This window comes from Actinoplanes sp. NPDC020271, from assembly GCF_044388125.1.
Classification (GTDB): Bacteria; Actinomycetota; Actinomycetes; order Mycobacteriales; family Micromonosporaceae; genus Actinoplanes.
The window spans coordinates 219703-240887 of record NZ_JBIRWQ010000008.1 but is presented as its reverse complement, the minus strand read 5'-3'; the positions used below and the strand labels follow the sequence as shown (position 1 = coordinate 240887).

Annotated in this window: 17 protein-coding genes; 12 read left to right on the top strand and 5 right to left on the bottom strand. The window is 72.0% G+C overall.

Annotated elements, in window-relative coordinates:
* Nucleotides 1-24 precede the first annotated feature (24 nt).
* Nucleotides 25-762 carry an anti-sigma factor domain-containing protein gene (locus ACH442_RS20375; RefSeq protein ID WP_396339614.1) on the bottom strand — a complete coding sequence of 246 codons (738 nt, stop codon included), beginning with the start codon at nt 760-762 and terminating at the stop codon, nt 25-27.
* Nucleotides 759-1370, bottom strand: coding sequence for an ECF RNA polymerase sigma factor SigK (gene sigK, locus ACH442_RS20370; RefSeq protein WP_396339613.1), 612 nt, complete (start codon nt 1368-1370; stop codon nt 759-761). Before sigK ends, ACH442_RS20375 begins: the two co-directional genes overlap by 4 nt.
* A 103-nt stretch (nt 1371-1473) precedes the next feature.
* Between sigK and ACH442_RS20365 the strand changes: the two genes are divergently transcribed.
* The 6 genes from ACH442_RS20365 (at nt 1474) to ACH442_RS20340 (ending at nt 9499) form a co-directional block, all read left to right on the top strand.
* Nucleotides 1474-1836 (top strand): DUF1304 domain-containing protein, encoded by a 363-nt coding sequence (locus tag ACH442_RS20365; RefSeq protein WP_396339612.1) that lies wholly within the window; start codon nt 1474-1476, stop codon nt 1834-1836.
* A 420-nt stretch (nt 1837-2256) separates the two neighbouring features.
* A complete protein-coding gene (locus ACH442_RS20360) occupies nt 2257-3414 on the top strand; it encodes a glycosyltransferase (RefSeq protein WP_396339611.1) in 1158 nt (385 codons plus the stop codon).
* Nucleotides 3411-5510: an RNA polymerase recycling motor ATPase HelR gene (gene helR, locus ACH442_RS20355; protein ID WP_396339610.1), complete on the top strand. Its 2100-nt coding sequence runs from the start codon at nt 3411-3413 to the stop codon at nt 5508-5510. Before ACH442_RS20360 ends, helR begins: the two co-directional genes overlap by 4 nt.
* 591 nt (nt 5511-6101) lie before the next feature.
* The gene (locus tag ACH442_RS20350; RefSeq protein ID WP_396339609.1) at nt 6102-8387 is read left to right on the top strand and encodes a glycoside hydrolase family 3 N-terminal domain-containing protein; all 2286 of its coding nucleotides are present in this window, start codon (nt 6102-6104) and stop codon (nt 8385-8387) included.
* 481 nt (nt 8388-8868) lie between these two features.
* Nucleotides 8869-9252: a peptidase inhibitor family I36 protein gene (locus tag ACH442_RS20345; RefSeq protein WP_396339608.1), complete on the top strand. Its 384-nt coding sequence runs from the start codon at nt 8869-8871 to the stop codon at nt 9250-9252.
* A gap of 22 nt (nt 9253-9274) precedes the next feature.
* Complete coding sequence (locus ACH442_RS20340) at nt 9275-9499, top strand: hypothetical protein (protein WP_396339607.1); 225 nt, start codon at nt 9275-9277, stop codon at nt 9497-9499.
* Here the strand turns inward: ACH442_RS20340 and ACH442_RS20335 are convergent.
* Together ACH442_RS20335 and ACH442_RS20330 are read right to left on the bottom strand one after the other, a co-directional pair.
* The gene (locus tag ACH442_RS20335; protein ID WP_396339692.1) at nt 9459-9893 is read right to left on the bottom strand and encodes a protein-tyrosine phosphatase family protein; all 435 of its coding nucleotides are present in this window, start codon (nt 9891-9893) and stop codon (nt 9459-9461) included. The genes ACH442_RS20340 and ACH442_RS20335 overlap by 41 nt on opposite strands.
* Before the next feature lie 41 nt (nt 9894-9934).
* Nucleotides 9935-11092 (bottom strand): FAD-dependent oxidoreductase, encoded by a 1158-nt coding sequence (locus ACH442_RS20330; protein WP_396339606.1) that lies wholly within the window; start codon nt 11090-11092, stop codon nt 9935-9937.
* A gap of 88 nt (nt 11093-11180) precedes the next feature.
* Between ACH442_RS20330 and ACH442_RS20325 the strand changes: the two genes are divergently transcribed.
* Nucleotides 11181-11771: a TetR family transcriptional regulator gene (locus tag ACH442_RS20325; RefSeq protein WP_396339605.1), complete on the top strand. Its 591-nt coding sequence runs from the start codon at nt 11181-11183 to the stop codon at nt 11769-11771.
* Nucleotides 11772-11785: 14 nt separating this feature from the next.
* Here the strand turns inward: ACH442_RS20325 and ACH442_RS20320 are convergent, their stop codons facing one another.
* Entirely contained in the window at nt 11786-12865 is a 1080-nt protein-coding gene (locus tag ACH442_RS20320) for an MFS transporter (protein WP_396339691.1), read from the bottom strand.
* 126 nt (nt 12866-12991) lie between these two features.
* Here ACH442_RS20320 and ACH442_RS20315 point away from each other — a divergent pair, with 126 nt between their 5' ends.
* Genes ACH442_RS20315 through ACH442_RS20295 form a run of 5 tightly spaced genes read left to right on the top strand, consistent with a single transcriptional unit; the run spans nt 12992 to nt 21142 of the window.
* Nucleotides 12992-13726 carry an AraC family transcriptional regulator gene (locus ACH442_RS20315; RefSeq protein ID WP_396339604.1) on the top strand — a complete coding sequence of 245 codons (735 nt, stop codon included), beginning with the start codon at nt 12992-12994 and terminating at the stop codon, nt 13724-13726.
* Between the two features lie 39 nt (nt 13727-13765).
* Nucleotides 13766-14641, top strand: coding sequence for an ABC transporter ATP-binding protein (locus ACH442_RS20310; RefSeq protein ID WP_396339603.1), 876 nt, complete (start codon nt 13766-13768; stop codon nt 14639-14641).
* Nucleotides 14638-15321 (top strand): ABC transporter ATP-binding protein, encoded by a 684-nt coding sequence (locus ACH442_RS20305; RefSeq protein ID WP_396339602.1) that lies wholly within the window; start codon nt 14638-14640, stop codon nt 15319-15321. Before ACH442_RS20310 ends, ACH442_RS20305 begins: the two co-directional genes overlap by 4 nt.
* Nucleotides 15318-18449, top strand: a complete 3132-nt coding sequence (locus tag ACH442_RS20300; protein ID WP_396339601.1) for an FtsX-like permease family protein — start codon at nt 15318-15320, stop codon at nt 18447-18449. The genes ACH442_RS20305 and ACH442_RS20300 overlap by 4 nt, the downstream gene beginning before the upstream one ends.
* Complete coding sequence (locus ACH442_RS20295; protein WP_396339600.1) at nt 18446-21142, top strand: FtsX-like permease family protein; 2697 nt, start codon at nt 18446-18448, stop codon at nt 21140-21142. Before ACH442_RS20300 ends, ACH442_RS20295 begins: the two co-directional genes overlap by 4 nt.
* The last annotated feature ends 43 nt before the right edge of the window (nt 21143-21185 follow it).

The window sequence follows — 21185 nt, the reverse complement described above, 5'->3', positions numbered from 1 at the left end:
ACCGTGCGGCGGATTGGTGCGATCTCAAAGAATTTTGAGATCGGCCGCCATCGGGACCGTGGGCAGGTGCGATCCACCGGCCGGCTCGACCGTGACCCCCACGTCGGAGGCCGACGGCATGCCGTCGATCACCTTCACGATCGACGTCTGGCCGACCGCGAGGGCACCCTCGTCGACCGGCTTCGCCGAGCGGACCGTCCACAGCTGGAAGACCCGGCCGTCCGCAGGGGCGGCTTCCGCGGTCAGCGAGACCACACCCGAGTCGCGCAGGCGGGAGTAGGCGACGGTGACCCGGCCGCCACCGGCCAGCTCCTGGGTGCGCACCACCAGATCGGGGGACGCGAGGATGCTGTTGACCCGCTCCTGCTCGGCCCGGGACGCCGCGGCGGTCGCCTGGGCATCGCGTACGCGCTGATCCTGGATCCGATAGGCGGCCGTGCCGGCCCCGGCGGCCGCGAGCACGACGGCGGCCGCGGCAGCGACCAGGCGGCGGCGCTTCCCGGTCGGCGACGCGACCGGCTTCGGGGCCCGCGGCGGCAACTGGCGGGTCTTCTTGATCTCGGTGAGCACCGACTCGCGCAGCCGCGGCGGTGGGACCGACCAGGCGCCGGCGGCCAGCCGGACCGCACCGTCGCGCAGTTCGCCGACCTCGGCCCGGCAGGCGTCGCACTCGCTGAGGTGCCGGTCGAAGGCGGCCCGTTCCAGGTCGTCGACGGCGTCCAGGACGTACGCCCCGGCCAGTGCGTGAATGTCGGCGATCATGCCGCCACCCCCTCTCCCAGGCAGTCCCGCAAGCGGATCAAGCCGTCCCGCATGCGTGTCTTCACCGTCCCGACCGGCGCACCGAGCAGCTCCGCGACCTGCGGATACGAGTAACCCTGGTAGTAAGCGAGGGTGACCGCCTGCCGCTGCAACTCGGTCAGATCGGCGAGGCAGCGCCGGACCTGCTGACGTTCCAGGCGTCCGGAGACCTCGTCGGCGACGGAGTCGTACGGCGTGTCGATCGCCGCCGCCCCGGCCCGCATCGTGCGATCGGCGGCGGACTGCTCGGCCCGCACCCGGTCGACGGCCCGGCGGTGGGCGATCGTGAACACCCACGCGGTCGCCGAGCCGGACGCCGGGTCGAAGCGGGCCGCGGTGCGCCACACCTCGACCAGCACCTCCTGCGCGACCTCCTCGGCCAGCGCCGGATCCTTCAACATGCGCCGGATCAGGCCGTAGACGCGGGGCGCGACCAGGTCGTAGAGGCGGGCGAAGGCCGGCTCGTCGCCGCGCGCGACCGCCCGCAGCAGCGCGTCGGCGTCCGGTGGTGGTGCCGGTGGGACCGGTGTCAGATGATCCGGCCGGCGCCCCGTGCCACGTTCCGCCATTGCGTCCGCCCTTCGTCGCGCGTGCTCGTCCGAACCGGGATTCGGAGCCGCACGCCGGGCGGATGGGTGAGATCGCGGAAATTTCTGCCGGTACCCTGCCGGGATGATCATTGCAGGGAACGTGCTCACCGGGATCGTCGCGCTGATCCACGTCTACATCCTGGTGCTGGAGATGTTCCTCTGGACCACACCGCGCGGGTACAAGGCGTTCGGGCTGACGCCGGAGTTCGCCCAGCAGACCAAGACGCTCGGGCTCAACCAGGGCCTCTACAACGGGTTCCTGGCCGCGGGCCTGATCTGGGGTCTGATCGCCGGCGGTGACACCGGCTTCGCGGCGAAGATCTTCTTCCTGGTGTGCGTGGCGGTGGCGGGGATCGTCGGCGCGCTCACCGCGAGCCGGCGGATCCTCTACGTGCAGACCGTCCCGGCCGTTCTCGCCCTGGCCTTCGTACTGCTGGGCCACTGACGTCCGAGGGCCGCTCCCCGGCCCACGATTCCGGCCGGGGACCGGCTCGTGCCCGCTCGACGCCGGCACCGCCCGGGGAGCGGCGGTCAGCCAGCCGCCGGCGCGGGGTCGGCGGCCAGGCGCGCGGCATCGGCCGCCGCCGGGTCACCCCGACTGGTGCGGTCCGCGGGCGCAGCACGGCGTCACGGGGTTCGACCCGCTCGATCTCCAGCTTCGCCGCGGCGACGAGCAGACGGTCGCGCCGATCGCCCGTCGGATCCACGAGGGTCATCGCAGGTGACGGTGGGTGAGGTCGAAGGGGGCGAACACACCCCTTCCCATCTCTAACCTATAGCAGACCCGGGGGCTTGCGGCAAGACCCGGGTTCTGCGGCACAATCGCCCAGTCAACGCTGTGAGCTGCGAAAATGGGGGAACCAGAGTGCGTGTGGTGCTGTCGGCGTACGACTCTCGGGGCGGCGTCGAACCACTGATCGGCCTGGCGGTGCGGCTTCAGGGGCTGGGCGCGGACGTCACGGTGTGTGCGCCGCCGGACGAGGTGCCGCTGCGCGGGGTGCCGTTCGTGCCGGTCGGGCGGTCACCGCGGGAGATCATGCGGGGGCCGGTCACCGGGACGATTCCGGAGCGGGCCGGTGAGCTGGTCGCCGAGCAGTTCGCGAAGCTTCCGGACGTGCTGGCGGGCGCGGACGTGGTGGTGGCGTGCGGGATCCTGCCGTCGGTGGCGGGGGCGCGGTCGGTCGCGGAGATGCTGGACATCCCGTACGTCTATGCGGCTTTTCAGGCTGATTCCTTGCCTTCTGTGCACCATCGGCCGATCGCCCGGCCCGGTCATCCGCTGGATCCGGCGGTGACCGACAACCGGGCGCTGTGGGATCAGGACGCCGAGGCGGCGAACGCGCTGTTCCGCGACGTGCTCAACGCCGAGCGGGAGCGGCACGGGCTGGCCGAGGTCAAGGACGTGCGCGACTACGGGTTCACCGATCTGCCGTGGCTTGCCACCGATTCGCTGCTGGGCCCGTGGCCCGAGCCGTCGGATCTGGAGGTGGTCCAGACGGGCACGTGGATCCTGCCCGACGAGGGTGTTCTGCCCGACGACGTCGAGGCCTTCCTGGAGCAGGAGCCGCTTCCCGTGTACGTCGGTTTCGGCAGCATGCCGGTGGCGGAAGAGCTCGCCCGGGCGGCGGTCGACGCGGCCCGCGCCCAGGGTCACCCGGTGATCCTCGCCGCGGGCCGGGCCGGGCTGGACGCCGAGGACTGCCTGGTCGTCGGCGAGGTCAGTCATCCGGCCCTGTTCAAACGGGTCGCCGCGGTGGTGCATCACGGCGGTTCCGGCACCACGCACACCGCGGCCCGGGCCGGCGCACCGCAGGTGATCGTCCCGCACAGCGGTGACCAGCCGTACTGGGCGCAGCGGGTGACCGCCCTGGGCATCGGCGCGACCGGTGACGACCTCGGCGCCGCGCTGCGTGCCGCCCTGGCCCCGGAGACGGCCGCGCACGCCGCCGCCGTGGCCGCCGCGATGTACCCGGACGGGGCCGCCGTCGCCGCCGAGCTGCTGATCGAGGAGTTCCGCCCGTGACCGTCTTTGATCTGCGGAACCATCCGGCCAAGGACGACCCCGCTCAGATCGCCGAGGACGAGAAGCACTTCGTCGCGATGGCGGAGAGCCTGGTCCGGTCGATCGCCGACCTCGAGCACCGGCTGGAGGTCGAACGCAAGGCTCCGGCCGGCAAGGGCCGTCAGGCGGTGGACCGGGACGACGCCGTGCACCGGATCAGCGCCCGGCTGCGCACGCTGCGCCGGTTCAGCTTGGACCTGTGTCTGGGGCGGATGGTGCACGAGTCGGGTGAGACGGTTTACATCGGGCGGCTGGGGCTGACCGACGGCGAGGGCGCGCGGCTGCTCGTCGACTGGCGGTCACCGGCCGCCGAGCCGTTCTTCGGTGCGACCCACGCCAACCCGGACGGGCTGGTCAGCCGGCGACGGTACCGGTGGCTGGAGGGGCGCATCACGGACTACTGGGACGAGGTGTTCACGGCCGACGGGCTCCGGGCCGGCGCCGCGCTCGACGACCAGTCGGCGTTCATCGCCAGCCTCGGCGCGAGCCGGTCACCGCGGATGCGGGACGTGCTCGGCACGATCCAGGCCGACCAGGACGCGATCATCCGGGCCGGGTCGCGGGGCACGCTGGTCGTCGACGGTGGACCGGGCACCGGCAAGACGGTGGTGGCCCTGCACCGGACGGCTTACCTGCTCTACTCCGATCCGCGCCTGGGCGCCCGCCGCGGCGGGGTGCTGTTCGTCGGGCCGCACGAGCCCTATCTCGCGTACGTCTCGGATGTCCTGCCGTCGCTCGGCGAGGAGGACGTGCAGACGTGCACGCTGCGGGACCTGCTGGCCGAGGGGGCGGCCGCGGTTCCGGAGGCGGATCCGGAGGTGGCTCGGCTCAAGTCGTCGGCGGCGCTGGTCCGGGCGATGGAGGCGGCCGTGCGGTTCTACGAGGAGCCGCCCCGCAAGGCGGTGACGGTCGAGACGCGGGACGGGGAGGTGACCGTTTCTGCCCGCGACTGGGCGACGGCGTTCGAGGCGGCCGACGGGGTGCCGCACAACGAGGCGCGTGACGACATCTGGGACGAGTTACTGGCGATCATCGACGAGCCGGGCAGCCGGGAACTGCGTACCGTCCTGAATCGGGCCTGGCCGATCTTGGACGCCGCGGAAATCGTCGCGGATCTGTGGTCCGTGCCGGCCTATCTGCGGAAAGTCGCGCCCTGGCTGAGCGTCGACGAGATCCGCGCGCTGCAGCGCGACGACCCGCGGGCGTGGACGGTCGCGGACCTGCCGCTGCTCGACGCGGTCCGGCAGCGCCTCGGCGACGCGTCGGTGTCCACGCGTAGACGGCAGCAGAAGGCGGCGACCGCCACCGCGCGCAAGGACATGGACCGGGTCGTCGAGGATTTGATCGCGTCCAACGAGTACGACGACGGCGAAGGCCTGATGACCATGCTCCGGCAGCAGGACCTGCGCGAAGTCCTCGACGAGGGCAGCACCCTGCCGAAGGCCGACCCGGATCTGCTGGCCGGCCCGTTCGCGCACATCGTCGTCGACGAGGCGCAGGAGCTGACCGACGCGGAGTGGCAGATGTTGTTGCTGCGCTGCCCGTCGCGCAGCTTCACCGTGGTCGGCGACCGGGCGCAGGCGCGGCACGGCTTCACCGAGTCCTGGTCCTCCCGGCTGCAGAGGGCCGGCTTGGACCAGGTGACCGTCTCGTCGCTGACGATCAACTACCGCACGCCGGCCGAGGTGATGGCCGAAGCCGAGCCGGTCATCCGGGCCGCGCTCCCCGACGCCAACGTCCCCACCTCGATCCGCACCAGCGACCTGCCGGTCCTCCACGGGCCGCTCTCGTCGCTCGAGGCGCTGCTCGGCGAGTGGCTGTCGGAGAACGCCGAGGGTATCGCCTGCGTGATCGGCCACTCGTCGTTCCCGCAGCGCGACCGGGTTCGCTCGCTGACTCCCACCCTGGCCAAAGGCCTCGAGTTCGACTTGGTCATCCTGGTCGACCCGGACCGCTTCGGCACGGGCATCGAGGGTGCGGTCGACCGCTACGTCGCCATGACCCGCGCCACCCAGCGCCTGGTCATTCTCACTTCCGGCGACAGCATTTCATACTGATCCGACGCCGATTCCCGGCGACGATCTACAGCCGCGACCGAAACGACATATAGGTCAATGCGCTGCCGTTCCCGGCTCTCATGCGTGAACAATAGCGGCGCATACGGGACCTCTTTCGTGAATCACTCTCCTGAAACTCGCATCATGGATCACATTGCTGATCGAGCGTCGATGTGATCCACCCCAGTTCATAACCATTGATAATCTGGCAGACCATAGACGCTTATCGAAGCCTGACCATCGGGGGTCTGCTATGAATCCGCACCGCCACCCCGCGCGCGCCGCCCTGATCCTGGCCGTCGCCCCGCCAGCCGCGTTCGAGCTGTAGGCACCCGCCGGGGCGGCACCGGCCGCCGATGACGCCGCCACCCAGGCAGCCGCCACGAGACAGCTGCGCGAACATCCCGGCGGCGTCCCGATCGGTGCCTGTGACATCGCCTACGGCGACGCCGACTTCATCGTCATGAACGGCCCCGCGGTCCGCACACCGGCTGTTGCCTCTCCGCCGGCCGACCTGTCACCGAAGAGAGGAACCGCATGCCTTCACCCCATCGACGTCACACCCAGCTGTCACGTGGCCGCATCGCCGCAGTGACCGCCGGCCTCATCGGCACCGCCCTGCTGCCCGGCCAGCCGGTCTCGGCCGCCGGCGCGCAGACGGCCACCGTCACCGCAGCCCGTACCTTCGTGCAGGTCGACGAGGGCGACGCGGCGACCGTCACCCTCGTCCTGGGCACCAGCGACAACAAACCTCTCGTCAACACAGCCATGCTGAAATACCAGACGACGATCGGCACTGCCACACCCGGCACCGACTACCCGGCCGCCACCGGCACGGTCACGTTTCCCGCAGACAGCGCCCCAGGGGCTCGCACGACGATCCGTATCCCGGTACGCAGCGACCGCAGTGCCGAAACCGCGGAAACGATCCCCGTCATGCTGAACCCGGTCACGGCGCGCGTCGCCACCGGTACGGCTCCGACGGTGGTGATCAACGCCAACGGCCTGCCCTACCTCGACCGCCGGCTCAGCACCGCACGGCGGGTCGCTGACCTGCTGAACCGGATGACCCTGGACGACAAGATCGGCCAGATGACGCAGGCCGAACGCGGCGCGGTCACCGACGACCCCACCAAGGTCGCGACGTGGCGCCTCGGATCGGTGCTGTCCGGCGGCGGCTCCGTACCGAACCCGAACACCCCGGCCGGCTGGGTAACCATGGTCAACACCTTCCAGCAGGCCGCCCTGTCCACGCCGCTGCAGATCCCGATCATCTACGGCGTCGACGCCGTTCACGGCCACGGCAACGTTTACGGCGCCACGATCTTCCCGCACAACATCGGCCTCGGCGCCAGCCGCGACCCGAAACTCGTCGAGAAGGTGTACCACGCCACTGCCGCCGAGGTCCGTGCCACCGGCATCCCGTGGGACTTCGCCCCGTGCCTCTGCGTGACCCGCGACGAACGGTGGGGCCGCAGCTACGAGAGCTTCGGCGAGGACCCGAAACTGGTCACCCGGATGACCACCGCGGTCACCGGGCTGCAAGGCCGCACGACCTCACAGCTGGCCGGCCCGGACCGGGTCCTCGCAACGATCAAGCACTACGCCGGCGACGGCAACACCGGCTACGGCACCGGTGACAGCGGCTACGCCATCGACCAAGGTGTCACCACCATCAGCCGCGCCGACTTCGCCCGGACCATCCTTGCGCCGTACGCCGCCGCTGTGCGCGCCGGCGCCGGCAGTCTGATGCCGTCGTTCTCCAGCATCGACTGGACCGAGGACGGGGTCGGCAATCCGATCAAGATGCACGCCAGCAAGGAGCTGATCACCGGCACGCTGAAGGGCAAGCTCGGCTTCGACGGGTTCGTGATCACCGACTGGGAAGGCATCCACCAGATCCCCGACCCAGCGGCAACCCCCGACACGGCCAAGCCCACGGCCGGGCAGGTGCGCACCGCAGTCGACGCCGGCATCGACATGTTCATGGAGCCGAACACCGCCGAGCGATTCGAGGCCGTACTCAAGGCCGAGGCCGAGGCCGGCCGGGTCGGCATCGCCCGGATCAACGACGCCGTGTCCAGGGTCTTGACCAGCAAGTTCCAGCTCGGCCTGTTCGACCGCCCGTTCGCCACCACCGACCACGTCGACCAGGTCGGCAGCGCCCAGCACCGCGCCCTGGCCCGGGAGGCCGTCGCCAAGTCGCAGGTCCTGCTGAAGAACACCGGCCACCTGCTACCACTGCGCCCGGACGCGAAGATCTACGTGGCCGGCCGCAACGCCGACGACATCGGCAACCAGGCCGGCGGCTGGACCCTGGACTGGCAGGGCCGCTCCGGCGACACCATCCCGGGCACCACCATCCTCGACGGCATCCGCCAGGTCGCCCCGCACGCCCAGGTCACCTACAGTGCCGACGCCTCCGCACCGATCGGCAGGAACGACGTCGGTGTCGTCGTGGTGGGAGAGACCCCGTACGCCGAGGGCTACGGGGACGTCGGCGGCCCGGTCTGGCCGTGGGGCACCGATGCGCAGAAGGAGAGCAAGTCACTCACCCTGCAGCCCGCCGACAAGGCCGCGATCGACAAGGTCTGCGACGCCGTCGCCAAGTGCGTAGTCCTGGTCGTCTCCGGCCGGCCGCAGATCCTCACCGACCAGCTCGGCAAGATCGACGCCCTGGTCGCCTCCTGGCTGCCCGGCAGCGAAGGCACTGGCGTCGCCGACACCCTCTTCGGGAGGCGCCCGTTCACCGGCAAGCTCCCGGTGACCTGGCCGGCCACCGCCGCGCAGGTGCCCATCAACGTCGGCGACCGCGACTACCGGCCGCTCTATCCATACGGTTGGGGATTGCGAACCAGCAGCGCGTCCGACCGCTGACCGGAGCCGGCCGACACCAACGCCTGTTCTCCTCGCGACCCCCAGCCTCAGGACGGATGCGCAGTCTGAGCGAAGACTTCTGAGCTGGGGATTCGCGGGTGACGGCCCGGTTGCGCCCTCCACCGGGCGGCGGCGCTTCGCGTGCCGGTCGCCGGCAACACGGCAATCGTCAGCCGTATGCGGCAGGGGGATCGGCCGGCGGCGCAGCACGGCATGATCGTCGCAGCCGGGATTTGAGCACGAGGACTCAAAAACCTGTTCGCCTGTCCACCGATTCCCCCGGTGCCGTTATTGAGCACGCACAAATATCCGAGTCGCGGGACGTCGTCACATAGGCGCCGATCGACAATCTTCCACTTTGCCGGAATTGCGGCCTGGAATACACCGAGCCCGTGGTCTATGGTTCGGTTCAGCGCGCGCTGCGACCTAGCATCAGCATGTCAGGCGGCCCGGAGGCCGCCCACATCAAAGGGGATGCAATATGCTCAGGAAGCGCTCTTGGGGCCGCCTGGCCGCGGTCGGCATTCTCGCCGCGGCGACCGGCGCGTTCGTCGTCCCCGAAGCCGCACTGGCTGTCGCCTGCCCGGTCAACTACGTCTGCGTCTACGACGCGTCCAACTATGGAACGCCGTGGCAGAAATGGACCGCGGCGACCCTGCGGGCCAACGGCTGCACCAATCTGAACTCCGACCTGAACAACAGCGTCACGTCGTATTCGAATTACTCGTCGTCCCGTTTCGTGGCGTTCGACCACGCGAATTGCTCGGACGTCGCCGGCCTCTACCAGCTGTTCCCGAACTATTCGAACCCGAATGTCGGCAGCACGTACAACGACAAGGCCACCAGCATCGCCTGGTCGCACTGATCGGCACAGCTCCCGTTCTCGCTTGACGTTTGCGGGCCGCCGGAACCTGTTCCGGTGGCCCTTGCCCGAACAGTTCCGGATCGACGATCGGCTCGACCTGCTCATTCTCGTCGACCCGGCCCGTTTTGGCGAGGGCATCGAGGGTGCGGTCGACCGCTGCGTCGCCCTGACCCGCACGACGCAGCGGCTCGTCATTCTCGGTTCCACTACGGGAGGTGACGGCGGGGTGGTCGGCCCGGCCGCGTGACTCCGCCGAAAGCCACCACGAACCGTCGTTGCCACGGGGTCTCCACCGCGCGGCGCGAATAGTGGGCCCGCACGTAGTCGACCGCCTGCTCACCGGGCACGCCGTCCAGTACGGCCAGGCAGGCCAGCGCGGTGCCGGTGCGCCCGGCGCCCCCGTAACAGGCGATCTCCACCCGCTCGGACGGGGCCCGCAGCAGCACCTGCGTCAGGGCGTCCCGGAAGGCGCCACGATCCGACGGCAGCCAGAAGTCCCGCCACCGGATCCAGGTGCTCTCCCAGGCGACCGCCGGTGGCGGCTTGCCGAGCAGGTACACCCCCAGGTGCGGATCCGGGCCCGCCGGTACGGGTTTACGCAGGCCCCGACCGCGCACGAGCGCGCCGGAGGGGAGGCGCATGACGCCGGTCGCCGTGGCGTCCCAGGGCCGGCCCGGGCCCGTCACCGGCTCTGCCGTTCGATGCCGCGCCGGACCAGGGTGCGCAGGCCGGGCAGGGTGATCGCGCGGATCGTGGTGTCGTTGAGCCACACGTGGAAGCGGCTCGGTGGCGCGTACTGATACATGCCGCGACGGGCCAGTGCCTGCCGCTTGACCACCTCGGGCCGCAGCCCGGCCTCCCACGCGGCCAGGGCGGCTCCGACGTCACGGCCGTGGCGCTGCAGTGCGGAGCCGAGCTGGTCGGCGCCGGCCAGGGCCAGGGCGGCACCGTGCCCGGCGAACAGGGTGACGCACCAGGCCGCGTCGCCGAGCAGTACGGTGCGGCCGGCACTCCATGGCCGTACGTCGATCTGGGTGGTCTGGTCGAAGTAGGCCTGAGCCGGGTCGTCCCGCAGCCGGCGCAGGGCCTCGGGCACCCCGGCGGCCACGTCGGCGAAGGCTGAGCCGAGGGCCTCCACCGGCCCGCGCTCGAGTTCCTCGGCGGGGCGGGCGCACCGGTACGTGAAGAAGGCCGACGAACGGTGCGGGCCCAGGTTGACGAGCGCCGCCGTGCGGCCCGGGCCGATGAAGGTGGCGGCCGACGAGTCGGGCACCGCCGTCACCGGATGGGTGAGCGGGAACGCGGCCACCACGTAGGGCAGATCGACGCGGTGACCGGATCCGAACATCACCGTCCGGGTCGCGGAATGCACCCCGTCGGCGCCGACGAGCAGATCGGCCTCCACGGTGGTGTCGTCGCTGAGGACGACCGTCACCCGGTCGGCGTCCTGGCTGATCGTGGAGACGGTGGTGCCGAAGCGGATCTCGGCCCGGTCGCGGACGGCGTCGAACAGTGCGCTCTCCAGGTCGCCGCGGAACACCGTCAGGGTGCGCGGGCCCAGCGCAGCCTCGGCGACGGCGGCCGGGATGGTGAATTTGCGCCGCCCGTCGGCCCGGACGAGCACGGTGGTGAACGCGCCCAGCGCACTCCCGGTGAGCGCGGGAAGCAGGCCGAGCCGCTCGGCGGCGTCGTAGCCGGCACCGAGCAGGTTGACCAGGTATCCGCTGCTGCGGCGGGCCGAGGCCCGCTCCACCACCAGCACGCGCCAGCCGTCGCGGGTCAGGCGCAGGGCGGCGGCCAGCCCGGCGATGCCCGCACCCACGATCACTGCTCGTCTCACACGCGCTCCCGCAGTCGAAGAATGAGCATTTGCTCAAACCAGTATGAGCAGATGCTCATCCCCGGCGCAATCCGGCTAAGCTGCGGGCATGCCACGCGGAGTCGCCATCACCGAGCCTCGCCAGCACCTGTTCGCCGCGGCCGAACGCGTGGTCGTCACCTCCGGGCCCCACCAGCTCACCAGCCGGGCGGTGACCAGGGAGGCCGGCGTGGCCACCGGGTTGCTGTTCGCCCACTTCACCGGCTTCGACGACTTCCTGATCGGCTACGCCGTGGACCGCAGTTTCCAGATCGCCGGCACCGCGGCCGCTCTTGCGGGCCACGCGGGCACCGGCACGATCGCCGGGAACCTGTGCGCGGCGGTGCTGGCCACCCCGCTGGTCACGCTGCTGACGATCAGCCGGCTCACCGCCTGGCGGCCGGCACTGACCGCCGAGGTGGAAGCCGTGCTGGGCCCTGGCGGCGCGCCGCTGCCGGCCCTCGAACGCGCGGTCACCGCCTATCTGACGGCCGAACGGGACCGGCTGCCAGCCCACGCTGATGCGGAAGCCCTGGCGCTGGCCGTGGTCGGCCTCGTCCACCATGTCGCCCTCACCGACGGAGCCTCCGCGAAGGCGGCCGGCCGCATCCGCCGCGCGGTCACCGCCCTTGTCGAGGTCCGTCCGGCCACCATGCCCTGAGCACGTCGGCGCGGTCAGCGCACCGGCGACTTCGTGCGGCTCGGGTCGGTCAGCAGAAGGCCGAGCAGGAACGCGGGGATCGGGGTGAGGCAGAGCAGGACGAAGACGCCGGCGGGGCCGTGGTGCTGGGCGGTCAGGCCGAACAGCGGCGCGAACAACCCGCCGATGCTCACGCCCAGGCCGAGAGTGACTCCGGCGGCGGTGCCGGGGCGGGACGGCAGGTAGTCCTGTCCGAGTTTGACCAGCACTGCGAACGGGATGTTGAGGGCCACGCCGGCCAGGGCCGCGAAGATCAACGGCAGGATCGGGCCGCCGGTGAAGGCCAGTCCGGCCAGGGCCGGCAATCCGGCGAGGGCACCCCATCGGACGGTACGGACACTGCCCACCCGGTCGGCGATCCGCCCGCCGAGCAGCGTCCCGATCACTCCCCCGACGAGGAACACGGCCAGGGCGGCACCGGCCCGGCCCCGGCCGCTGTGCAGGTGGGTCAGCCAGTAGAGCTCGATGAACGTGTTCACCCCGAAGAACGCCGCCGAGCGCACCACCTCGATCCCGGTCAACGCGAGGAATGGCCGCCATTGATCAGCACCGGTCCGCGGGGTGGCGGCAACCGCGCGAGCCGCCTGATGACGGCGCAGCAGGAAGGCGGCGACGACCAGCGCCGGGATCACGAACAGCACGGTGGACGGCACCCCGAAGTGCACGAGCACCGGCGTGGCCAGCACCGGTGCGAGGAAGAACCCGACGCTGCCGCCGGCCGCGAACACGCTCATCGCACTGCTGCTGTCGCCGGCCGCGGCCCGGGCGGCGCGACCGGCCGCCGGGTGGAACATCGCCACGCCGAGCCCGGAGATCAGGATCAGCGTCCACACCGCCGGATACCAGCCGCCGACCAGGCCGGACAGTCCGAATCCGAGCCCGGCGACGGCCACCCCGGCCGCGGCGAGCCAGTCGAGGCGGTGTCTGTCGACGAGTACGCCGATGAACGGTTGCGGGATCGAACTGCCGAGTGCCGCCGCGAGGGTCAGCCCGGAGACGGCGACGTAGCTGTAGCCATGGTCGAGGACGAAGTACGGGACGGTGGCCGGGACCAGGCCCTGCTACAGGTCGTCGACGGCGTGCGCGGTCCCCCACAACCGCATCCGCCGCCAATGCGAGTCACTCATAGTGACGACGCTGCCAAAGGACAGGGCTGCGGACTTCCGATATTCTGCCGAGTTGTGTCGGTAGAGCGCCAAGTGCTGACCGGCCCGACGATCCGCCCGCTCGGCCATCGCGAGCGGATCGAGTGGCACGATCACGCCGTCCACCAATTGGTGTACCCGCTGCACGGGGTCCTGCAGGTGCACACCGGGCGCGGCGTGTGGGTCGTGCCGCCGAACCGGGCGGTCTGGGTTCCGGCCGAGGTGCCGCACGCCCATCAGGCGAACGGGCCGACCGAGATGCGCTCGATCATCTTCCCGGCGGGGCCGACAACGCTGACCGAGCCGACCGTGCTGGTCGTCGGGCCGCTGCTGCGCGAGGTGATCCGCACGCTCAGTGATGATCACGACCTGAGCGCGGACCATCGCCACCACCTGGAGCAGGTGGCGCTGCACCAGCTGCGGCGGGCCGAGGCGCTGCCGCTGATGTTGCCGACACCGAACGATCCGCGACTGGTCGCGCTCTGCGAGCTGCTCGCGGCCGATCCGTCCGACCAGCGTTCGCTGACCGAGCTGGGACGGCAGGTGGGGGCGGCGGAACGTACGCTCAGCCGGCTCTTCCGCGCCGAGACCGGGGTCACGTTCCCGCAGTGGCGGGCGCAGCTGCGGCTGCATCACGCGTTGAGCCTGCTCGCCGCCGGTCGGCCGGTCACCCGCGTGGCCATGGACTGCGGTTTCCGTACTCCCAGCGCTTTCATCGAAGCTTTCCGTAACCATTTCGGCTCTACGCCCGGACGGTACCTAACCGGTTAAGAAACGTGGTAGAAAGGGCCGCCCATGATCGGGGGGACAGTGGCGGAAGCACTTATCGTCTGCGAGAGCTTGGTCCGGATCTATCAGACCGGATCGATCGAGGTGCAGGCTCTGCAGGGGCTCGACCTGGTCGTGAACGGCGGCGAGATGGTGGCCGTGGTGGGCGCGTCCGGCTCCGGGAAGTCGACGCTGCTGTCGATCCTGGCCGGGATCGACGCGCCGACCGCCGGCAAGGCCCACGTCGAGCAGTGGGATCTGCTCGCGATGTCGCGCTCCGACCGGGTCCGTTACCGGCGGCAGACGGTCGGGTTCGTGCGGCAGCAGACCGCCAGCAATCTGGTGCCCTATCTGACGTCGCGACAGGTCATCGACCTGCCGATGACGGCCGCGCGGAAACCGGCGAAAGAGCGCCGGGAACGTACGCAGGAATTGCTCGAAGCTCTGGGGGTCGCCGACTGCGCCGATCGGAAGCCGAGCGAGATGTCGGGCGGTCAGCAGCAGCGGGTGGCCATCGCGGTGGCGCTGGCGAACCGGCCGCACGTGCTGTTCGCCGACGAACCGACCGGCGAATTGGACACCGCGACCTCCGCTGAGGTGTTCGAGGCATTGCGGGACGTCAATCAGCGGTACGGCGTGACGGTCGTCGTCGTCACCCACGACGCGGCGGTGAGCGGGCAGGTCGAGCGGACCGTGGCGATCCGCGACGGCCGCACCAGCAGCGAGGTGCTGCGCCGGACCGCGACCAACGAGGAAGGCGACACGCACGTCATCGCCGAGGAATACGCGGTGATGGACCGGGCCGGGCGCGTCCAGATCCCCCGCGAATACCGCGACACCCTGGAATTGACGAATCGCGTCCGGCTCGCGTTGGAGTCCGACCACGTGCAGATCCATCCCGATCGGAACGGGAAATGACAAATCCAGAAGCCATTGTTTCCGTACGGGGAATCCAGCGCACCTTCGGCAGTGGACCGACCGCCGTCCACGCGCTGCGTGACATCTCCTTCGACATCGAACCGGGCACGATGGTCGCGCTCGTCGGCCGTTCCGGATCGGGCAAGACGACGCTGCTGAACGTGATCGGCGGGCTGGACCGCGCCGACGCGGGAACGGTCGTCGTGGACGGCGACGACATCACCGCGCTCGACGAGGACGGCCTGTCGCAGTTGCGGCGCGACAAGGTGTCGTACGTGTTCCAGACGTTCGGCCTGATCCCGGTGCTCTCCGCCGCGGAGAACGTCGGCGCGCCCCTGCGGCTCGCCCGCACCCCCGCTGCCGACCGGGAGAAACGGGTGAACCTGCTGCTCGACCTGGTCGGGCTCACCGACCACGCCGAGCAGCGGCCGACCGAGCTCTCCGGCGGCCAGCAGCAGCGCGTCGCCATCGCCCGGGCCCTGGCCGCCTCGCCGCGGCTGCTGATCGCCGACGAGCCGACCGGCCAGCTCGACGCGGAGACCGGCCGTTCGGTGATGGCGCTGCTGCGCGGCGTCGTCGAGTCCGAGGGTGTCACGGCGCTCGTCTCCACCCACGACCCGGTGATGATGGCGCTGGCCGACCGGGTGATCCAGATCAGTGACGGGCGGCTGCACGAGTGATCGCCCTGCTGCTGCGCCGGGCCCGCGCCCAGTGGCCGGTGCTGGTCGCGCTGCTCGCCGTCGTCACGCTCGGCGCGACCCTGCTCGGGGTGTGCGCGCTGCTGGTCACCCGCACCGCGCCGGTCGCGCTGGCGGTCGCCGCGCAGCAGGCCGATCCGCAGCGGCTGTCGGCGACGGCGTACACGTCGGCGATCGCCGGCAAGGACGCACGATCGGTCACCGACGCGACGCGCGAGGTGCTGACCCGGGCCCTCGAACCGTTCCCGTCGACCAGCGCGGTGCGCGCGTCGTCGGTGATGCGGGAGCTGCCCGGTCGCGACGACAAGGCGCAGGCCTACCTGTCCGGTGTCGAGGACCTCCCGGACCGGGCGGCGCTGGTCACCGGGCGCTGGCCGCGCGCCGGTGCCGACCCGCGCCGGCCCGAGACCGTACTGCTGGAACCGACTGCGAAGCTGCTCGGCCTGACCGTGGGCAGCAAGGTGCGGCTGAAGGCGAGCGTCGACTCGGAAGCACCCGCACCGGCCGTCGACCTGACCGTGGTCGGGATCGCGCGGCCCGCGCCTGGCGCCGGCTGGGACCGGGACCTGCTCGACGGGGCCGGCTTCGACCCGAACCACAACGACGGTACGTCGCTGCGGGAGTTCCCGGCGTACGGGCCGTTCCTCGTCGACCTCGGCGACCTGCTCGCCGGTGGCTCGTCGCTGCTGCGGATGGAGATCACCGCCCGTCCCGACGTGGCCAGTGCCACCCCGGCACGGCTGAACACGGCGGCGCGCAACGTGCTGGACGCGGACGCGCGGCTGACCGGGACGCTCGGCGAACGGGCGCAGTTCACGCGGGTGGCGTCGGATCTGCCGTACACGCTGCGGACGGCCCGCAACCAGCAGGACGTGACGCAGGCCGCGGTGCTCGCGGTGGCCGTGCTCGGGACCGTGCTGACCGCGGCCGCGCTCGCGCTCGCCGGGCGGCTCACGGCCGGGCTGCGCTCCGGCGAGACGGCGCTGCTGTCGGCGCTCGGGACCAGCCGGGTGCAGCTGGCGGTCACCGCGGCGCTGGAAGCGGGACTGATCACGCTGGTGTCGGGGGCAGTGGCCGTACCCGGATCGTCGCTGCTGCATGCGGCGCTGAGTCAGGTCGCGCCGATGTCGGGCGCCGGGCTGACCACCGGCCCGCTCTTCTCGGCCACGCAGATCGTCACGGTCCTGGCCGGCGCCCTGGTCCTCACCGTGGTCCTCACCCTGACCGCGTTGCGGGCCGAGGCCCCGCACGGCCGGCGCGGACGCCGTGAGCTGCTCGCCCGTTCCGGAGCCGATCTGCTGCTGGTCGCGTTCGCCGGGCTCGGCTGGTGGCAGTTGCACGCCCAGCGCACCGATGCGGACGTCCTGCAGGTCCTCGCGCCCGGCCTGCTCCTGGCCGCCGGAGCCGCGCTCGCCCTGCGGCTCGTCCCGCCGACCCTGCGACTCGCCGACCGCCGGGCCGCCCGCTCGGACAGCCTGCCCCTGCCCCTGGCCGTGTTCGAGGCCGCGCGACGACCGCGGGCCGCCGCGGCCGGGCTGCTGATCTGCCTGGCCGCCGCGACCGGCACGTTCGGGGTGGCGCTGGCCGCCACCTGGGACCGCAGCCAGCACGACCAGGCCGACCTGGCCGTCGGCACCGACCTGGCGCTGAACCTGACCACGCCGCCCGTCACCGGGCAGGGCGCCACCATCGCGCAGGCCACCGGGGCGCGCGTGGTCAGCCCGGCCACCGACCGCGGGATCGCCATCGGGCAGTGGCTCGGCGGGCAGAACGACATCCCGCAGCTGGTCGCGGTCGACACCACGCACGCCGGTGAGCTGCTGCGCGGGCGGCTGCCGTCCGGGCAGGACTGGGCGTCGGCGACGCGCGGGCTGGTCCCGGCGAACCCGGTCACCGGCATCCCGGTCGCCGCCGGGGTCACGCTGACCGCGTCCGGCACGGCGACCGGGAGGGTTCCGCTGACCGCCGCACCACAACTGCTCATGCAGGACGCGGCCGGGCTGCGGTCGGTCTGCGCGGCGTCGCCGTTCCCGCTGGACGGCAAGCCGCACCCGATCACCGGCTGCGCGCCGGTCGACGGGATGACGCTGGTCGCGGTCGCGCTGCCGGTCGACTACGACTTCAGCTACCTGATCGACGCCGGCGGGACCACCGACTTCGCGGTGACGCTGCGGCTGCCCGGGCCGGTCGGGGGCGCCGCCGCCTGGCACGCCGTCCCCGCGGAGAACCACGGCAGCCTGATCCGAACCGGACTGACCACGACCGGCAACGGGCTGACCGTGACCGGAACGGCGCAGCTCAACGGCAACCCGCTCACCGCGCTGGCGCTGGACACGACGGCGTTCCAGGCCACCCGAGGGGTGCCGGTGCTGGTGTCCCAGAAACTGGCCGACGGGCTGAGCGTCAGCACCGGGTCGTCCCTGGAGCTGACGGTCGGGACCACGGCCGTACCGGTCACGATCGCCGGGGTCGTGCCGGGCATCCCCGGTGCTCCGGGCGCGGCTGCCGTGCTCGCCGACATCGACGCGGTGTCCCGGGCGCTGACCCTGCGCGGCGACCTGGTGTACCCGGCCGACGCGTGGTGGGCGGCGGCGCCCGCCCGTACCGACCTGGCCGATCTGCACCTCGGCGAGGCCACCACGCGCGCCGGGGAGACCCGGCGGCTCACCTCAGGGCCGCTCAACGCCGGGCTCCCGGCCGTGCTGCGACTGCTCGTCCCGGCCGCCGTCCTGCTGCTGCTGGCCGGGGTGATCCTGCACGTCACGCACGACCTGCGGGACCGGGCGGTCGAAGTCGCACGGCTGCGCGGGCTCGGCATGACCGGCCGGGAGATCCGCACGACACTGCTCGGCCAGCACGGCGCGATCCTGCTGCCGCTGCTGATCGCCGGAACCCTCGTCGGCGGCCTGGCCACCGTGATCGTCGCGCCGCTGCTGATCCGCTCGGAGACCGGTGCGACGCCGGTCCCGTCGGTCCTGCCGTCCTGGCCCTGGCCGGCCGAACTGCTGCTGATCGCCCTGCTCGTCACCGGGTGCACGCTCGCGGTCGGTGCGGTCGCCACCGTCCAGGCCCGCCGCGCCGGCGCGGCCCAACTCCGGGTGGTGTCATGATCCGGCCCGCACTGCACTGGCCCAGCATTCGCGGGCGTGCCCGCGCCGATGCCGGGCCGCTGCTGCTGTCCGCCCTGGTCGTCGCCGTGGTCACGATCCTCGGCGGATCCGTGCCCGTGCTGCTGCGCAGCACCGCCGACCAGGCGGTGCAGCAGGCCGTGCGGAAGGCCGGGGACGACGCCGACGTACAGGTGCAGGCGCACTGGGAGTGGGACGACGGCCCGAACGGCGGACGGATGCGGACGCCGAGCTCCGCCGCCGCCCTCGACGACCTGCGCGACCGGTCGCTCGGCCGGCTCGGGGCGCTGAAGTCCGTGCTGCTGCCGCCGATCGAGTACGCCGAGAGCCCGTACCTGAAAATCCTCAACGGCACCGAGCCGCGCAGCCTGCGCCTCAACTACCTGGCCGGACCGGGCGGACCGGCGGTCACCTGGATCTCCGGCACCGCGCCGAAGGCCACCTCCGACCAGGCCGACCTCGAAGTGCCGTTCAACGCGCCGCCCTGGCCGGTCCAGGTGGGCGTCTCCGAGACGTCCGCGACGCAGCTCGGGGTCAAGCCGGGCGATCGGCTCACGGTCGAGGACGCCAACCACACCCCCAAGGATGTACGGGTGAGCGGCGTCTTCCGGCCGGTGGACCCCGGCGCGGCGGAGTGGCGGGCGGCGCCGTGGCTGCTCCAGCCGGCGTACGGGCGGGACGGCGCGGGCATCACCCGGTTCGGCGGGCTGCTGTCGGCGGACTCGCTGCCCGACGCACGCCTCGCGTTCGGTCAGGACGACATGCCGCGCGTGATCCGGTTCAGCCCCGACCCGGACCTGCTCACGCTCGACTCCGCCAACCGGATCGTGTCCGCCGTCGTGGCGCTCAAGGCGTCGTCGGTGACGTCGTCCGGCGACCGTTCCCTGGAAGCGCAGTGGTCCACCCAGCTGGACTACGTGCTCGACGACGTCCAGGACCAGATCGACGCCGCCACCGCCCAGGCGTCGGTGCTGCTCACCGCGGTGATCGTGGTCGCCGTGCTGATCCTGCTGCTCGCCGCCCAGCTGCTGGTCGCGCGGCGCGCCCCGGCCCTGACCGTGGCCCGGCAACGCGGGGCGTCCCTGACCGCACTCGGCCTCGAACTGCTCCTCGAATCGGTCACGGTCGCCGTCGTGGCCGCAGCCGCCGGCGTGCTCGTCTGCGTCCTCGTCGCCGGTGGCGTCTCCTGGCGTTGGCTGCTCCCGGTCGCTCTGGCCGCCGTCCTCGCCGGGCCGGTGTTCGGCGTCGTCGCGGCCTACCAGGCCACCCGGGACCGGCGCGTCCCGGCCAACCGCAGCGCCCGCAAGATCGGCGAACGGACCGCGGCGCTGCGCCGGCTCACCCTCGAAGCGGCCGTGCTCGCTGTCACGGCCGTCGCGCTGACCCTGCTCCGCCAGCACGGGGTGCTGCCGTCGGCCGGCGGGACCGTGCTGCTGCCGGCGGCCGCCCCGGCGCTCGGCGTACTCACCGGCGCGATCGTGCTGCTCCGGCTGCTGCCCCTGGTCACCGGGCTGACCCTGCGGCAGGCGTTGCGGTCGTCCCGGCCGCTCGCAGTCTTCGGAGCCGCCCGGGCCGCGCTCGTATCCCGCCGGGCGCTGCCGGTGCTCGCCCTGGTCAGCGCGGCCGGGCTCGCGTCGTTCGCGCTCACCGTGACCAGCACCGCCGACCGGGGGCTGACCGACGGGGCGTGGCGGACCGTCGGCGCGGACGCCCGCCTGGAGATGGCCTCCGACAGCCTTTCCAAGGTCCCCGACCTGGTGAAACAGATCGCGGCCGCACCCGGGGTGACCAACGTGGTCGCCGGGCAGGTCCAGGATCCGGCCCCGGTGGTGGTCGGCGACACGTCCCGGCCCGCGCGGCTGGTCATCGTGGACAGCGCGGCGTATCGGAGACTGCTCGCCGGCACCCCGCTCCCCCATCTGGGCGACCTGCCCGGAGCGTCCGGCTCGGCCGTTCCCGCACTCGTGCGATACACCGGCGGGTACGTACACACCGGTGACCAGCTCGCACTGCCGCGCCAAGGGGCGCCTGCCATCACGTTCACGGCGGTCGGCACGGCGCCACCGGTGGACGGAGCCGACGACGTGGTGCTCGTGGACGTGGCAGCGATGACCGCGGCCGGGTACCCCGTGGAACCGGACACCATCTGGGTCACCGGGCCCGGGGCGGAAGCGGCCGCCGCCGGGCACGACGCGCTCGTCACGCTGCGGGACTCGCTGGAACACGATCGGCGGACCGCGGCGCTGGTCACCGGCCTGGTCCGGCTCGCGTGGGCGTCGGCGGGGACACTGCTGGCGCTGGGGCTGCTCGGGTTCGCACTCGGGGCGGCCGCCGGAGCACCCGAACGGTGGCAGACACTCAGCCGGCTGCGGACCCTCGGACTGCGCACCGGTGAAGCCCGGCGGGTCGCGGCCGGGGAACTGCTGCCGCTCGCCCTCGTCGCCGCCGTCGCCGGGCCGCTGCTCGGGGCGCTGCTGGCGCGGGTGACGCTGGGGCCGCTGGCGTTGCGGCTGCTGACCGGGCAGTCCGAGAATCCGGTCCTGGTCCTGCCGTGGGTGCTGATCGGTGTCGTCGGAGTGTTGTTCCTGGTCATGGTCGTGGTGGTGGTCGGGGCTGAGGCGGCGGCGCGGCGTCGGCGACGGTTGAGCGAGGTGCTGCGGGTCGGCGGGGCCTGAGCCCGGTTCTTTCTCCCAGCCGCTTGTTCACCATGCGGCCCGG

Bases quoted from the DNA above. Each gene is read 5' to 3' on its own strand.
- ACH442_RS20295 (WP_396339600.1), top strand. From the start codon at position 18,446: ATGATCCGGCCCGCACTGCACTGGCCCAGCATTCGCGGGCGTGCCCGC.
- ACH442_RS20375 (WP_396339614.1), bottom strand. From the start codon at position 762: ATGATCGCCGACATTCACGCACTGGCCGGGGCGTACGTCCTGGACGCC.
- ACH442_RS20335 (WP_396339692.1), bottom strand. From the start codon at position 9,893: ATGCGCCTCCCCTCCGGCGCGCTCGTGCGCGGTCGGGGCCTGCGTAAA.
- ACH442_RS20345 (WP_396339608.1), top strand. From the start codon at position 8,869: ATGCTCAGGAAGCGCTCTTGGGGCCGCCTGGCCGCGGTCGGCATTCTC.
- ACH442_RS20305 (WP_396339602.1), top strand. From the start codon at position 14,638: ATGACAAATCCAGAAGCCATTGTTTCCGTACGGGGAATCCAGCGCACC.
- sigK (WP_396339613.1), bottom strand. From the start codon at position 1,370: ATGGCGGAACGTGGCACGGGGCGCCGGCCGGATCATCTGACACCGGTC.
- ACH442_RS20325 (WP_396339605.1), top strand. From the start codon at position 11,181: ATGCCACGCGGAGTCGCCATCACCGAGCCTCGCCAGCACCTGTTCGCC.
- ACH442_RS20365 (WP_396339612.1), top strand. From the start codon at position 1,474: ATGATCATTGCAGGGAACGTGCTCACCGGGATCGTCGCGCTGATCCAC.